The organism is Aeromonas sp. S2(2024) (assembly GCF_041402505.1).
Taxonomy (GTDB): domain Bacteria; phylum Pseudomonadota; class Gammaproteobacteria; order Enterobacterales; family Aeromonadaceae; genus Aeromonas; species Aeromonas media.
The window spans coordinates 144,297-158,591 of the sequence record NZ_JBGLRL010000003.1 but is presented as its reverse complement, the minus strand read 5'-3'; the positions used below and the strand labels follow the sequence as shown (position 1 = coordinate 158,591).

At 62.1% G+C, this 14,295-nt stretch carries 13 protein-coding genes; 2 read left to right on the top strand and 11 right to left on the bottom strand.

Going from position 1 to position 14,295, the window contains the following annotated elements; translation table 11 throughout:
• Window positions 1-138: 138 nt before the first annotated feature.
• From ACB039_RS04880 to ACB039_RS04865, 4 genes are all read right to left on the bottom strand, one after another.
• A complete protein-coding gene (locus ACB039_RS04880) occupies window positions 139-411 on the bottom strand; it encodes an oxidative damage protection protein (protein WP_041204967.1) in 273 nt (90 codons plus the stop codon).
• Entirely contained in the window at window positions 408-1,481 is a 1,074-nt protein-coding gene (gene mutY, locus ACB039_RS04875) for an A/G-specific adenine glycosylase (RefSeq protein WP_043128546.1), read from the bottom strand. The genes ACB039_RS04880 and mutY overlap by 4 nt, the downstream gene beginning before the upstream one ends.
• Before the next feature lie 94 nt (window positions 1,482-1,575).
• Window positions 1,576-2,262, bottom strand: a complete 687-nt coding sequence (gene exeB / locus ACB039_RS04870; protein ID WP_371165236.1) for a GspB family T2SS assembly factor variant ExeB — start codon at window positions 2,260-2,262, stop codon at window positions 1,576-1,578.
• A complete protein-coding gene (locus ACB039_RS04865) occupies window positions 2,262-3,905 on the bottom strand; it encodes an ExeA family protein (RefSeq protein ID WP_042648196.1) in 1,644 nt (547 codons plus the stop codon). Before ACB039_RS04865 ends, exeB begins: the two co-directional genes overlap by 1 nt.
• A 219-nt stretch (window positions 3,906-4,124) precedes the next feature.
• Here ACB039_RS04865 and ACB039_RS04860 point away from each other — a divergent pair, with 219 nt between their 5' ends.
• Entirely contained in the window at window positions 4,125-5,363 is a 1,239-nt protein-coding gene (locus ACB039_RS04860; protein WP_182786551.1) for a multifunctional CCA addition/repair protein, read from the top strand.
• 67 nt (window positions 5,364-5,430) lie between these two features.
• Here the strand turns inward: ACB039_RS04860 and ACB039_RS04855 are convergent, their stop codons facing one another.
• Window positions 5,431-6,696: an inorganic phosphate transporter gene (locus tag ACB039_RS04855; RefSeq protein ID WP_005327500.1), complete on the bottom strand. Its 1,266-nt coding sequence runs from the start codon at window positions 6,694-6,696 to the stop codon at window positions 5,431-5,433.
• Window positions 6,697-6,721: 25 nt separating this feature from the next.
• Window positions 6,722-7,402 carry a TIGR00153 family protein gene (locus ACB039_RS04850; RefSeq protein ID WP_025328355.1) on the bottom strand — a complete coding sequence of 227 codons (681 nt, stop codon included), beginning with the start codon at window positions 7,400-7,402 and terminating at the stop codon, window positions 6,722-6,724.
• Between the two features lie 169 nt (window positions 7,403-7,571).
• Between ACB039_RS04850 and ACB039_RS04845 the strand changes: the two genes are divergently transcribed.
• Window positions 7,572-8,516 (top strand): inorganic triphosphatase, encoded by a 945-nt coding sequence (locus ACB039_RS04845; protein WP_182786549.1) that lies wholly within the window; start codon window positions 7,572-7,574, stop codon window positions 8,514-8,516.
• Between the two features lie 81 nt (window positions 8,517-8,597).
• Here ACB039_RS04845 and ACB039_RS04840 read toward each other — a convergent pair whose 3' ends face one another.
• The 5 genes from ACB039_RS04840 to pckA all read right to left on the bottom strand — a co-directional run bounded on the left by ACB039_RS04840 (window position 8,598) and on the right by pckA (window position 14,161).
• A complete protein-coding gene (locus ACB039_RS04840) occupies window positions 8,598-9,068 on the bottom strand; it encodes a glycine zipper 2TM domain-containing protein (protein WP_182786547.1) in 471 nt (156 codons plus the stop codon).
• A gap of 131 nt (window positions 9,069-9,199) precedes the next feature.
• Window positions 9,200-9,652, bottom strand: a complete 453-nt coding sequence (locus ACB039_RS04835; RefSeq protein ID WP_042648199.1) for an N-acetyltransferase — start codon at window positions 9,650-9,652, stop codon at window positions 9,200-9,202.
• Window positions 9,653-9,860: 208 nt separating this feature from the next.
• Window positions 9,861-11,663, bottom strand: a complete 1,803-nt coding sequence (locus ACB039_RS04830) for an aminopeptidase P family protein (RefSeq protein WP_371165235.1) — start codon at window positions 11,661-11,663, stop codon at window positions 9,861-9,863.
• Window positions 11,664-11,696: 33 nt separating this feature from the next.
• A complete protein-coding gene (locus ACB039_RS04825; protein ID WP_371165234.1) occupies window positions 11,697-12,362 on the bottom strand; it encodes a GntR family transcriptional regulator in 666 nt (221 codons plus the stop codon).
• Between the two features lie 173 nt (window positions 12,363-12,535).
• Entirely contained in the window at window positions 12,536-14,161 is a 1,626-nt protein-coding gene (pckA, locus tag ACB039_RS04820) for a phosphoenolpyruvate carboxykinase (ATP) (protein WP_005327486.1), read from the bottom strand.
• Window positions 14,162-14,295 lie beyond the last annotated feature (134 nt).

Here is a 14,295-nt window from a genome sequence, read left to right as displayed (position 1 = left end):
CGTGAACCAGAAGAGTGCCAGCCGTTGATGGGCACTCAAGCTGGATCACGGTGACAACTCATTGGCACCGGGCCGGGAGAAGCATGGCCATAGATAGCCGGGTTGCGGCGCTCTGTGCTCCCTGCTCATCGGCTCGACTCACTGGCTGGGAGGGGTATAGCCGTCGATGGCCACTTCACCGGCTTCAAACAGGTAGTTCACCATCTCTTTTTCCAGCAACTGGCGGTGCTCGAGATTCATCATGTTCAGCTTCTTCTCGTTGATCAGCATCACCTGCTTCTTCTGCCATTCGGTCCAGGCTTCCTTGCTGATGTTGTCGAAGATCCGCTTGCCGAGTTCACCGGGGTAGAGTTGGAAATCGAGACCCGGCGCCTCTTTTTTCAGACGCTGGCAAAATACGGTACGGCTCATGTTGACCTCTGTGGTTGTAAGTCCGGGTAGGCGAGCAGGCGGGCCGTGGCGGCCGCCAATCCCACCTCGGCAGGATGGCGTAAGTTATACCAGAGTCGGGAATCTGCTTCCATGAGCAAGGGCGGCGGCGGGGCAGCCATTTCGATCAGCAAGGGGCGAATATCGAGGTGGAAGTGACTGAAAGTGTGGCGAAATCCAGCGAGCTCCCGGTAGTCGGTCTCATCGAGTCCCAGCCCCTGCAAGCGGCCCGTCACCTCCGTGAGCGACTCCACCTGCGGGAAGCAGTATAGCCCGCCCCAGATCCCCTGGGGCGGGCGCTTCTCCAGCAACAGCTGGTCGCCGTGACGGATGATCAGCATGATGCCGTTGCGGGCCGGAATGCTTTTCTTCGGTTTGCTGTTGGGGTAGGTGGTGGGGTTGCCCTGCGACAGCCCCTGGCAATCGACCTGTACCGGGCAGCGCGCGCAGGCGGGCTTGCTGCGGGTGCAGACGGTGGCGCCCATGTCCATCATGGCCTGGTTGTACTGGGCCACGCCGAGCCTTGGGGTGAGGCGGGTCGCCAGCTCCCAGAGATCGTTCTCCACCTGCTTCTGGCCGGGCCAGCCCGGTAGCGCCAGCCAGCGGGTGAGCACCCGCTTCACGTTGCCGTCCAGGATGGCATGGGGCTGACCGAGAGAGAGGGAGAGCACGGCACCGGCGGTGGAGCGCCCTATCCCGGGCAAGGCCATCACCTCTTCCAGTCGCTCCGGAAACAGGCCGCCGTGCAGATCACGGATCTGCTGCGCCGCCTTGTGCAGGTTGCGGGCACGGGCGTAGTAACCGAGCCCGGTCCAGTGGTGCAGCACCTCGTCGATGGGGGCGTCGGCCAGCGCCAGCACATCGGGGAAGCGGGCCATGAAGCGCTGATAGTAGGGGATGACGGTGGCTACCTGGGTCTGCTGCAGCATGATCTCGGAGATCCAGACCCGGTAGGGGGTCTTGTCCTCCTGCCAGGGCAGGGTCTTGCGGCCGTGGATCTGGTACCAGTCCAGGATCCGGGTGGCGAAAGTGCTGTTATCTGAATTGCTCACGGGGTTCTCATGTTTTGATTAAAAAGGGGAGCTCTCGGGCTCCCTCTTGAGATGGCTGCCGGGCCAGCAGGTCCGGCTTGTTACTGTGGCCCGGTCAGCCGCGCCAGTCCTGCAACGCCTTGAGGCTGACATGCTGACCGCCGACCTGCAGGATGATGTAATCCTGGGCGATGGCAACCAGCAGTACGCCGGGGGCGACCTCGCTGCCCTCGCGCAGCTCCCGCCCGTTGATCACCACGGCCCGTTTGGACGGGTCAGAGGAGAAGTTGTGGGCACCATAGGTCAGGGGAGGAACCTGTTGTTTCAGCGCGGGATCCAGAGAGCTGAGGGGCATGGCTCCGGACTGGGGCTGGGCTTGCGCTGCCCCCTCTTCCACCAGCGGGGTGTTGTTGAGGGCCATCATGATGCGCTCGGCCAGGCTCTGGGGGGCATTGCCGGCGGTCGCCGCTGCGGGGGCGGCGGCAACGGGTCTGGGTTGTACCACGGGCTCCGGCAGGGGCGGGGGCAGCGGGCGGGTGACCATGGATCTGGGTTCGACTCGCACGAAGGGCGGCGTCACCACCTCCTTCACCTCGATCTGCTGTTCGAGTGGCTTGAGGTGGTAGAGGTGCCAGCCGTAGTTGGCGGCGGCCCCCATGAGCAGGGCCAGGGGAGCCAGGAGCCACCAGATCCAGCGGCGGCCTGGCTCTTCTTCCTGGCTCACGGGCAGGCCCATGAGCGGCATGTGGGGAGTGAACTGGGATTGGTCGGCGCGGCGCAGAGCCTTGAGCAGGGTAGACATCAGGAGGCATCCTCCATCAGGGGATCCATGGTGTCATCCGCCACGGCATCCAGATCGACAGGCGTGCTGGCACGCAGGGATTCATCTTCCAGCCTCGGCATGGGTTCACCGGCCACGGCATTCAAGCGCAACAGGGTATTGCTGCCGGCGATGCCGTCCGGGGTCAACCCCTGCTCACGCTGGAACTGTTGCAGCTTGCTCTTGAGGGCTGCATCAAAGCGGCTCACCTTGCGATCCGGCTGCTGCATGGCGCGGTTCAGTGCATTGTCCAGCCACTGGGCCTGGGCCGCACTGGCATTACTACCTATCAGGGGCACGCCGCCCTTGGGCATACGCCATAGCAGGGTATAACTGCCCCCCCAGGCGTCGGACAGCCACTGCCTGTCCACCTGCCAGCTCTGATTGCCGATGAGCAAGGACGCCTTGTCCGGCCCCAGGCTTACCAGGGTGGCGTAATAGAGTCCTCCTGTTTCATCGGTCAGGCTGATGAGGGCGGGATATTGCAGCGCCTGCAGCTCGGCCAGCGAGGCTTCCCCTTCCTGGCAACGCAGGCCGGCACGGGGGGCGTCATTGCAGGTCGCCTCCTCCAGCTCGGTCTGATAGCCCCATACCCTGAAGAGATTCTGCATGGCGACGTCCGGCTCCAGCGCCTGATTGATAGCGCGGGTCAGCTGTTCCAACTGTTCCGGCGTCTCATCCACCTTGACCGGCACTTCTACCTTGACCAGGGGGCGGGCAGGGAAGACGCCGAAGAACTGCCAGCCCCACCAGCCAGCGGCGACCAGCAGGGCGCCTGCCAGGGTCACGGTGAGGCCGGACTGCCAGCTTCCCTCGTCACGAATGCCGCTCACTTCATAGGCCGCCAGGCTGATGTCGCCGTGGGCTATCTTGTGGCTGCCGCGGGCGAAGGCGGCGATCAGGGCGCGGTCGCAGATGAGGTTGATGAGGCGCGGGATGCCGCCGGAGAGGCGGTGCAAGGTCTGGATTGCCCTAGGGGTGAAGATGGGCTGGACACAGCCAGCCACCTGCAGCCGGAAGCGCACATAGGCGTCTACATCCTGACAGGAGAGCGGCAGCAGATGGTAGCGGGCCGTGATGCGCTGGGCCAGCTGGCGCAGCAGGGGCTGACGCAGCATCTGCTGCAGCTCGGGCTGGCCGATGAGCACTACCTGCAGCAGCTTCTTCTCGTCGGTCTCCAGGTTGGTGAGCAGTCGCAACTGCTCCAGCACGCCGGGCAGCAGATGCTGGGCTTCATCCACCAGCACCACGCTGCGCTTGCCCGCCGCCAGATTGGCCAGCAGGTGATCGCGAATGAGGTCGAACAACTGCTTGAGACTGGCTTCCTGGGCGTAGGGCAACTGGAACTCGTCACAGATGGCCGCCAGCAGATCCCGTTCGGTCAGGGAAGGATTGAGGATGTAGGCGATCTCGGTCTCGGCGGGCAACTGCTGGAGCAGGCAGCGGGAGACAGTGGTCTTGCCCGTGCCCACTTCCCCCGTCAGCAGCACGAAGCCGCCGCCGTCCTGCAACCCGTAGTTGAGGTGGGCGAGGGCCTCCCCGTGGCGTTCGCTCATGTAGAGATATTTGGGGTTGGGCGAGATGGAGAACGGGGGCTCCGACAGACCGAAGAACTGTGTGTACATAAGGATCCATTCCATTGTTATGGCGGCAGGTTAAAGCCTCCCCAGAGGGATGTCAAAGACCCGGATACCATAAGAGGGGCATCCCGGTCACCGGCTCAAACGGCAATGAGGCGCGGGGTCGAATGATCAGAGGGTAGTCGCACTTCCTGAGCCGGGATCCGTCGTGTCTGTCGGCCAAAAGCGGTATCATCGAGGCAGGTTTATCGAGGGAGAGTGCGCGTGCAGATTTATCTGGTTGGGGGAGCGGTCCGTGATCGCCTGTTGGGATTGCCGCAGGGGGACAGAGACCACCTGGTGGTCGGTGCTACCGTGCAACAGATGCTGAGCCTCGGGTTCACCCAGGTTGGTCGCGACTTTCCGGTGTTTCTCCACCCCAGCACCCAGCAGGAGTATGCCCTGGCCCGCACCGAGCGCAAACAGGGCCTGGGTTATACAGGCTTCGTCTGTCATGCCTCTCCCGAGGTGACGCTGGAGCAGGATCTGCTGCGCCGGGATCTCACCATCAACGCCATCGCCGAAGATGAGGGCGGGCAACTGCACGATCCCTATGGCGGTCTCAGGGATCTGGAGGCGCGGCTGTTGCGCCACGTCTCTCCGGCGTTTGCCGAAGATCCCCTGCGCATCCTGCGGGTGGCGCGCTTCGCCGCCCGTTTCCATGAGCAGGGCTTCGTGGTGGCCCCCGAGACGCTGGCGCTGATGCGGGAGATGACCGACGCCGGCGAGCTTGCCCACCTGACCCCGGAGCGGGTCTGGAAGGAGTTGGAGAAGGTACTGCTGGGGCAGACTCCCCGGGTCTTCTTCGAGGTATTGCGCGAATGTGGTGCCCTCAACGCGCTCTTCCCCGAGCTGGACGCCCTGTTCGGGGTGCCGGCACCCGCCAAGTGGCACCCGGAGATCGATACTGGCATCCACACCATGATGGTGCTGGATCAGGCCTGTCAGCGCTCTTCGGATCTGCCGGTTCGCTTCGCCGCCCTCTGCCACGATTTTGGCAAGGGTGTGACACCCCCTGCGTTTTGGCCCAGCCATCACGGTCATGGTCAGAAAGGGCTGCCGCTCATCCGGGATTTCTGCGAGCGGTTCAGAGTGCCGAACGACTGCCGTGATCTGGCGCTGCTGGTGAGCGACCTGCACACCCATATCCACATCGCCTTCGATCTCAAGCCACCGACCCTGCTGAAGGTATTCGACAAGGCGGACGCCTGGCGCAGGCCGGATCGCTTCGCCCAGTTGCTGGATGCCTGCCGCGCCGACTTCCACGGCCGTACCGGTTTCGAAGAGAAGGTCTACAGCCAGCCGGATTATGTGGCCCAGGCCCTGGCTGCGGCCCAGGCGGTGCCGGTCAAGGAGATAGTGGCGGCGGGTTTCAAGGGGGAGGGGATCCGCGAACAGCTCGCCAAGCGGCGGCTCGATGCCATCAGCCGGGTGCGAGACGAGTGGACCTTTATCGAGGAGTGATGTCGGCCCTGAATGCCAACCATGAAAAAGCCCGAGTCACTGACTCGGGCTTTTTGCTGTGAGGTGCTTAAGAGAAGCAGGCCTGCAGCACGTAGAAGATGGCGATGGCCAGGATGGCACCGGCGGGCAGTGTGATGACCCAGGAGACCACGATGTTGCGCAACACGCCCAGGTTCAGGGCGGCGATGCCACGGGCCAGACCCACCCCCATCACGGCACCGACCAGGGTCTGGGTGGTGGAGATGGGCAGACCTGTCCCCGAGGCGATCACCACGGTGGCGGCGGTGGCCAGCTGGGCGGCGAAGCCACGGCTCGGGGTCAGGTGGGTGATGCCGGTGCCGACGGTGGCCATCACCTTCTCACCCATGGTGGCCAGACCGATGACGATACCTATGCCGCCAAGGGGCAGTATCCACCAGGCGATGTGGGAATTACCGGTGATCTGGCCGGCACTCTCGACGGTGGATACCACGGCGGAGAGCGGGCCTATGGCGTTTGCCACGTCGTTGGAGCCGTGGGCGAAGGCCATGGCACAGGCGGTGATCACCATCAGGATGCCGAACACCTTCTCCACGTTGGCGAAGTGCATCTTGTTGTCATCCTGCGGGTTGTACTGCTGACCGCGAATGTAGAACCAGCCACCGATGGAGAGGGTTACCGAGATGGCGATGGAGAGCAGTATGCCCTCACCGTCGCTCAGGTGCAGACCGACATGGGTCAACCCCTTCTTGATGGTCACCAGGCAGATGACCAGCGCGGTCAGGAACATGTAGAACGGGACATAGCGCTTGGCGTTGGCCAGCGGGTTGTCCGTGTTGAAGATGAGCTTCTGCACGCTGATGAACATGAAGTAGGCGATGATGCCGGAGATGGCCGGTGTGACCACCCAGGAGCCGACGATGCCGCCAAACTTGCTCCATTGCACCGCTTCCGGGCCGACGCTCACCACGGCGAAGCCGACGATGGCCCCGATGATGGAGTGCGTGGTCGAGACCGGCCAGCCGAAGTAGGAGGCCAGGATCAGCCAGAGGCCCGCAGCCAGCAGAGAGGCTATCATGCCGAGCACCAGCACATCCGGGGTATCGGTGAAGGCATTGGTATCTATGATGCCGTTACGGATGGTCGCCGTGACTTCGCCGCCCGCCAGATAGGCACCGGCGAACTCGAAGATCATGGCGATGATGATCGCCTGACGTATGGTCAGAGACTTGGTGCCGACCGATGTGCCCATGGCGTTGGCGACGTCGTTCGCCCCTATGCCCCAGGCCATCAAAAAGCCGAACAAGGCCGCCACGAGCACCAGGGTGGTGCCGTAATTTGCGATAATGTCCATTAGTAGTGTTTACCCAGTCAGTCGATTACGAACGAGCCAGCATCAGTTCCAGACGGGCGCCAACGCGCTCGGCCTGATCAGCCAGGTCACCTACCCATTCGAGGATCTTGTAGAGGAACATAACGTCGATCGGATTGTATTTGTGCTCAACGGCTTGCAGCTGTTGGCGCAGCCCGATCTGCATGGTGTCAGTATCGTCCTCGATGAGATCCAGCTGATGGATCATCTCGGCAACCATTTCAACTTCACGTCCTTTAAAGCCGGTTTCGAGCAGCTCATCGAGTTCTCCGATGGCTTTTTCGGCTTGGGCGGTCGCATCGATACAACGTTTGAGATAGGCCATGAAATCGGCACGCATCTCGGTGGGGAATTCCATCTTGCGGCCAAGCATGCGGCCGGAAATATCCTTGGCACGATTGGCAATCTTGTCTTGCTGGGTCAACAGCTCCAGCAGGTCGGTACGCGCGACCGGCAGAAACAGGCCGCGAGGCAGTTTAAGGCGAATTTCGCGTTTGAGAATATCCGCTTCTTTTTCCAGCTGGGCTATCTGTTGCCGGATTTTTTCGGCATCTTCCCAACGGTCTTCGGCAACGGCATCAAAGAAGGGAACCAGCTGCTGGGAGCACTGGTGAACCTTGACGATATGCTTCTGCAGCGGCTTGATGGGGGACTTGGCAAAAAGACCCAAAATAGTATTTACTGGCATGGCCAAACCTGTGTCGGTGAAAAAACACTCGATACGATTTTATGAGGGGCGCAGGATAACCGAACTGTGCCATCAATAAAACCGTGAATTAATCCTTATCTATCGCTGGCATTATATCCTCGCGACCCGGATCATGCCCCCCAAAGTTGCCTGCCTGCCCGGAATGACTATGCAAACTGAGATCGAGATAAAGTTTTTCGTCACCAGCAACATTCAAGACTTTATCTCCAACTTTCTGAATTCACTTGAAATTATCTCTTCTGAACAGGTCCACCTCGGCAATGTCTATTTCGATACGCCCGCTCTGGATTTACGCCGGCTCGACATGGGATTGCGCATCCGTCGCAGTGACCATTTTTCCGAGCAGACCATCAAATGCCGTGGCCAGGTGGTCGGGGGGCTGCACGCCAGACCCGAATACAACGCCCCGGTGAGCAGCGATCTGCCGACCCTGTCCGCGTTCCCTGACCACATCTGGCCAAGTCTGGCCGTGCGCGACGAGATCCAGTCCTGCCTGGTGGCCCAGTTCAGCACCGACTTCCTGCGCCGTCACTGGTTGATCGCCTTCGACGGTGCACAGATTGAACTGGCCTGGGATCGGGGGGAGATTGTCGGTGTCCTGGGCCGCGCCGAGATCGACGAGCTGGAGCTGGAGCTCAAGTCCGGTGAGGCGAGCGCCCTGTTCGGGTTGGCTGCGCACCTGGCGGATCTGGGAGGGGTCAGGCTGGGATCCCAATCCAAGGCGCAGCGGGGCTATCGGTTGGCGGGGCTCGGCAAGCCGCTGGCGGTGCAACCCCTGCCGGATATCGGCGGGCTCGATGGCAAGGCCTGCATCACGCTCGGCCTGCAGCTCTGGCAGCATCACGAGCAGCTCTGGCTGGAGTGCGGGAAGGAAGAGCGGCAGCAGGCGCTGCAAGGGATGCTGCAGGGTTGCGACCTGGTGGCCGAGGCCGCCGAGAACTTGGCGCAGGCCCCTGCCTGGTTGCCCGTTCTTCGGGTGCAGCAGCATTTGCTGGCTGAGGCGGGGGAGGAGCGGCTGTCGGCCCTGCTGCACGAAGCGGATCTCGTGGGCCTGCAACTGGCCATTGCAGCCTGGCTGCACCTGGATTCTTGAGGGTTCAGGTTTGCACTGAATGCAAAAAAGGTGAGCCATGGCTCACCTTTTTTGCATGTGGAAGATGGTCTGAGGGGGAGCTCAGTTCACCACGGCCACGTTGATGGTGCCGTTGCCCTGGGTCATGCGGACTCGGGCGCCGGGCACGAAGGTGGGGTTGGCTTTTTGCACCACCACGATGGATTCGCCGTTCTCTTTCTTGATCTCGAGCTCGACGCCATCCACCTGATTGAGCTTGTCACCGGCGGCCTTGCCAGCAGCTGCTCCCGCGATGGCACCGCCGGCGGCGGCGATGTCGCTGCCGCGACCCCCCCCTATGGTGCTGCCGAGCAGGCCACCGACCACGGCACCGCCTATGGTGCCGATCAGGGAGTTTTCATCGACCTGGATCTTCACCGGGCGAGTCGAGAGGATGGTGCCGTAGCTGACGGTCTGAACCTGCTTGGCGCGATCCTTGGTATAGACATCGCCGGAGTAGACATCGCTGTTGGCACAGCCCGTGATGGCGGTAGTGGCGGCCAGCAGGGTGATGAGAGCGATACGTTTCAACATGATGGACCTCCTGGGCGGTCATCGGATTAATCGGCTTGATGCATTCCACTCTACGCCAACCGGGTTGCGCATTAAACCCGCAAAGTGTAACCAATTATGTGGCGTGAACGGTGGCCCGACCCCGACGCGGGTCAGGCCAGGGTCTTCTCCAGCAGCAGGCGATCCTCCCCCGGGCCGAAATAGCCGGGCTCTTCGGCCAACAGTGCATAACCTAGGCGGAAATAGAGGCGCTGGGCCGGATTGGCCGGATCCACGGTCAGCCTGACTCGCGCCACCTGCACTTCTGCCAGTGCTTGCTCTACCCGCAGCATCATGCGCTCGGCCAGGCCAAAGCCGCGGGCTTCGGGCCGTACCGCCAGAGAGAGCAGCCAGCCCTGCGACCGATCCTGACCCAGGCCTCCCAAGGCATAACCCAGCAGCCTGCCCTCCAGCTCCGCCACGACCAGCAAGGCGGGCCACAGATCCATGGCCTGACGGAAGAAGAAGGCGGGGTAGACATCCTCCCCGAAGACGTCGGCGTCGATCTGCCAGATGGCGTGCATGTCGGCGTGGGTGGCAAGGCGTAATAGGGGGGATGGCTGCATCCGGGCTCCTGTGGTACTTGCTGCCGGGGGGCAGTCAAAAAGAGCGCACAGGGTAGTGGGCTCGCCAGGCTGATGCAAGCGGGTCTGGTTCGGAGGCCAGACAGGGGAGGCAGAGCCGGGGGAATCGATCGCAGCTCAGATGGTGCTCAAGGGGTAAAGAAACAGGGCCCGCAGGCCCTGTTTCACCGGATAACCTCGATTGCTGCGATCAGATGAGGCGGGTCGCCTGCTCCAGCCAGGCGAGATCCTCGCCCTCCAGCAGCGGGCTCAGACGGCGGTAAACCTCGGCATGGTAGTCGTTGATCCAGCGGAACTCGGCCTGGCTCAGCAGGCTGCGATCGATGAGGCGGGTATCGAACGGCACATAGGTCAGCCGTTCGAAGCCCAGCATGGGCAGCTCGCCCACCCGCTCCAGCTCGGTCACCACCACCAGGTTCTCGCAGCGGATACCGAAGCCGTTTTCCCGGTAGTAACCCGGTTCGTTGGAGAGCACCATGCCCGGCTGCAGGGCCACCAGGCTGCCCTTGGGGGCGATGCGCTGCGGGCCTTCGTGCACGCTGAGGAAGTGGCCGACCCCGTGGCCTGTGCCATGGTCGTAGTTGTAACCGGCTTGCCACAGGGGCATGCGGGCCAGCACGTCGAGCTGGATGCCGGCGGTGCCGCGGGGGAAGCGTGCCTGATCCAGTGCGATATGGCCCTGCAGCACCCGGGTGAACATGGCCTTGTGCTCGTCGGTGACCTCACCCACCTTGACGGTGCGGGTGATGTCGGTGGTGCCGTCCAGATACTGGGCGCCGGAATCCACCAGATAGATGCTGTCCTGACCGAAGGGGCGCGGGGTGCCGTTGGTGTGACGGTAGTGGCACATGGCGGCATTGGGGCCCAGCGCCGAGATGGTGTCAAAGCTCGGCTCGACGTAGTGATCCTGCTCGCGGCGGAAGGCCTCCAGGCGATCGGCCAGGGTGCCCTCATCCATATCCTGATAGTCGCCGGAGGCGATCAGCCGATCCAGCCAGGCGAGGAAACGGGTGACGGCGACGCCGTCGCGCAGATGGGCGCGCTGCATGCCGGCCAGCTCCACGGCGTTCTTGCACGCCTTGGGCAGCATGGTGGGATCCTGCCCCGCCACCAGGATGGCGCCTGCCTCCTCCATGGTGAGCTGGGTCCAGGCGTTGGCGGTGTTGGGGTCGGCCAGCACTTTTTGCTGATCCTCGCCGATGCGCTGCAGCACGTCACCCAGCTTGTCGATGGGATAGACGGAGACATCCTGCCCCACGTGGCGGCTGAAGGCGATGCAGTCGATCTTGTCGGTGTCGACGAAGAAATCCATGCTGGTGTTGGCGTAAAGCACCGCGAAGCCCAGCACCACCGGCAGTCGCTCCACGTCGCGGCCACGCAGGTTGAGCAGCCAGTTGATGGGCTCGGCCTGGGTCAGCAGCACCGCATCCAGGCCGCGCTTGCGCAGATCCGCCGCCAGCAGCTCGCGCTTGGCCTGGCTGGACTGGCCCGCCAGCTCCTCGCTGTAGAGGATGACAGGGGTCTTGGTCGGGGCGGGGCGATCGCTCCAGTGCAGATCGATGGGGTTCTCATTGACCCGTACCAGCGTTATACCGCGCTCGGCCAAGATCGGCCTGGCACTCTGATACCAGGCCAGGCTGTGCAGGCGGGCGTCGAAGCCGACCCGGGCGCCGGACGGCAGTTGATCTGCCAGCCACTGGACGTGGGGATCTTCGTTCAGGTGAAGAAACTCAAACAGCTCGGCCGGTGCCTGCATGCGGGCCTGCACCGTATAACGACCGTCGACGAACAGGGCTGCCCGCTGTGCCATGATGATGGCGATGCCAGCGGAGCCGTTGAAACCCGTGATCCAGTCCAGCCGTTCGGCATAGGCGGGAATGTACTCCCCCAGGTGCTCGTCGTCGTGGGGAACGATGAAGGCGTCCAGTTCCAACGTGGCCAGAGTGGCCCTGACCTGGGCGACGCGGGTTTCAATAATCTCGAAATGATTCATGTCGTTATTGCCAGATTGTGATGATGTGAGTGTTCACTGATTGTGGCCGCTTGCCAGGATCTGTCGGATCGACTGGCCTGCCGCCTCGATATGTTGCTTGAGCAGGACCACGGCCTCGTGCTTGCGGCGGGCGCGGCACAGCTCCAGCAGGCGGGCGTGTTCGCGCTCGGCCTTGTCCACGCCACCCTGGGCGAACAGCAGCTCGAAGCGCACGTAGCGATCGCAGCTCAGATTGATCTGGGCGATCAGCTCCAGTGCCTGGGGACGGTTGGCGGCCTGATAGAGGGTGGCGTGAAAACGGTGGTTCAACTCGGCCCAGTGTTCGATCTGGGTGCCGGACTCCAGCGCCAGATCAAACTGGGCCAGGATGGCTTGCGCCTTGGCGAAGGTCTCCTCCGTCATCAGGTCGACGGCGTGGAACAGGGTATCGGCTTCCAGCAGCGCCCGCAAATAAAAGAGCTCCTCGATGGCCGAGGCATCCAGCATGGTCACCACGGCGCCGCGATGGGCCTCGAACTTCACCAGCCCCTGGGCCTCCAGCTGCATCAGCGCCTCTCGCACCGGAATGCGGCTCACCGCCAACTCCTTGGCGATGGCGTCCTGACGCAGGGGGGCGCCGGCGGGAAACTCCCCACGCAATATCCGGCCGCGGAGGTTCTCCATCACCATCTGGGTTCGGGTCTTGTAGGGTGGGGTCATGCTTGAGTCACGGGCAGGTTGCAAAATTGTATATTGTATAAAGTTTGGCTGAATCTAACGCGCAACCGCGTGCAAGGCAAGGCTTGGCGTGAGCCATATGCTGTGCATCGACCAAAAAAATACCGGCCAGCTGGGCTGACCGGTATGGGATTGTCACCTTGACAGGGCGCAGCTTACAGCTGCGGGCCCGCAGCAACCAGGCGTTTGCCTTCGTCGTTGTCGGTGAAGCGCTCGAAGTTCTTGATGAAGCGCTGGGCCAGATCCTGTGCCTTGGCGTCCCACTCGGCCTGGTCGGCATAAGTGTCGCGCGGGTCGAGGATGGCCGGGTTCACGCCCGGCAGTTCGGTCGGCACTTCCAGGTTGAAGATCGGCAGCACCTTGGTCGGCGCCTGCTCGATGGAACCATCCAGGATGGCATCGATGATGGCGCGGGTGTCCTTGATGGAGATGCGCTTTCCGGTGCCGTTCCAACCGGTGTTGACCAGATAGGCTTCCGCCCCTGCGGCTTCCATCCGTTTCACCAGCTCCTGACCGTACTTGGTCGGGTGCAGGCTGAGGAAGGCGGCGCCAAAGCAGGAGGAGAAGGTCGGAGTCGGCTCCGTGATGCCACGCTCGGTACCGGCCAGCTTGGCGGTGAAGCCCGACAGGAAGTGGTACTTGGTTTGCTCCTTGGTCAGCTTGGCGACCGGGGGCAGCACGCCGAAAGCATCAGCTGTCAGGAAGATCACCTTGTTGGCATGACCCGCCTTGGAGACCGGCTTGACGATGTTCTCGATGTGATAGATGGGGTAGGAGACCCGGGTGTTCTCGGTCTTGGAGCCATCATCGAAGTCGATGGTGCCATCGGCGGCAACGGTCACGTTCTCCAGCAGCGCATCGCGGCGGATGGCGTTGTAGATATCCGGCTCGGCTTCCTTGGAGAGCTTGATGGTCTTGGCGTAGCAGCCCCCTTCGAAGTTGAACACGCCGTGGTCGTCCCAGCCGTGCTCGTCGTCACCGATGAGCTGACGCTTGGGATCGGTGGAGAGGGTAGTCTTGCCGGTACCGGAGAGGCCGAAGAAGATGGCCACGTCCCCATCCTTGCCCACGTTGGCGGAGCAGTGCATGGAGGCAATGCCGCGCAGGGGCAGGAAGTAGTTCATCATGGAGAACATGCCCTTCTTCATCTCGCCACCGTACCAGGTGCCACCGATGAGCTGCATCTTCTCCGTCATGTTGAAGGCGACGAAGTTCTCGGAGTTGAGCCCCTGCTCCTGCCAGTTCGGGTTGGTGCACTTGGCGCCGTTCATCACCACGAAGTCGGGCTTGAAGGTTTTCAGCTCTTCATCGCTCGGGCGAATGAACATGTTCTTCACGAAGTGTGCCTGCCAGGCCACCTCGGTGATGATGCGCACCGCCAGGCGGGTATCCGGGTTGGCACCGCAGAAACCATCGACCACAAACAGGCGCTTGCCGGAGAGCTGTTTGGTCACCAGGGATTTCAGATGTGACCACACTTCGGGGGTGATGGCCTTGTTATCGTTCTTGCCCTGGTCAGACCACCATACGGTATCCTGGGTAGTGGCGTCTTTGACGATATATTTATCTTTTGGGGAACGGCCGGTGAAGATGCCGGTATTGACGTTAACGGCGCCGAGTTCGGTGACGACGCCACGTTCGAATCCTTCCAGGTCTGGGCGGGTCTCTTCTGCGAAAAGCTGCTCATAGGAAGGGTTGCGAACGATTTCCTGGCTGTTTTTGATACCGTATTGGTCCAGTTTCAGTTGTTGTGCCAGGGCGGGTTCTACCACGATAGTCATTATGTTCTCCTGGGTTCAGAGGTGTGTAGGGTTCTATCTGGCGTCCATACTACTACCTAGGTGGTAGTTTTTAGCGATCGCCATCAAACTTTATAAAATAGGGTATTTTTTTGTTATTTAAGTTAAAGGCGGGT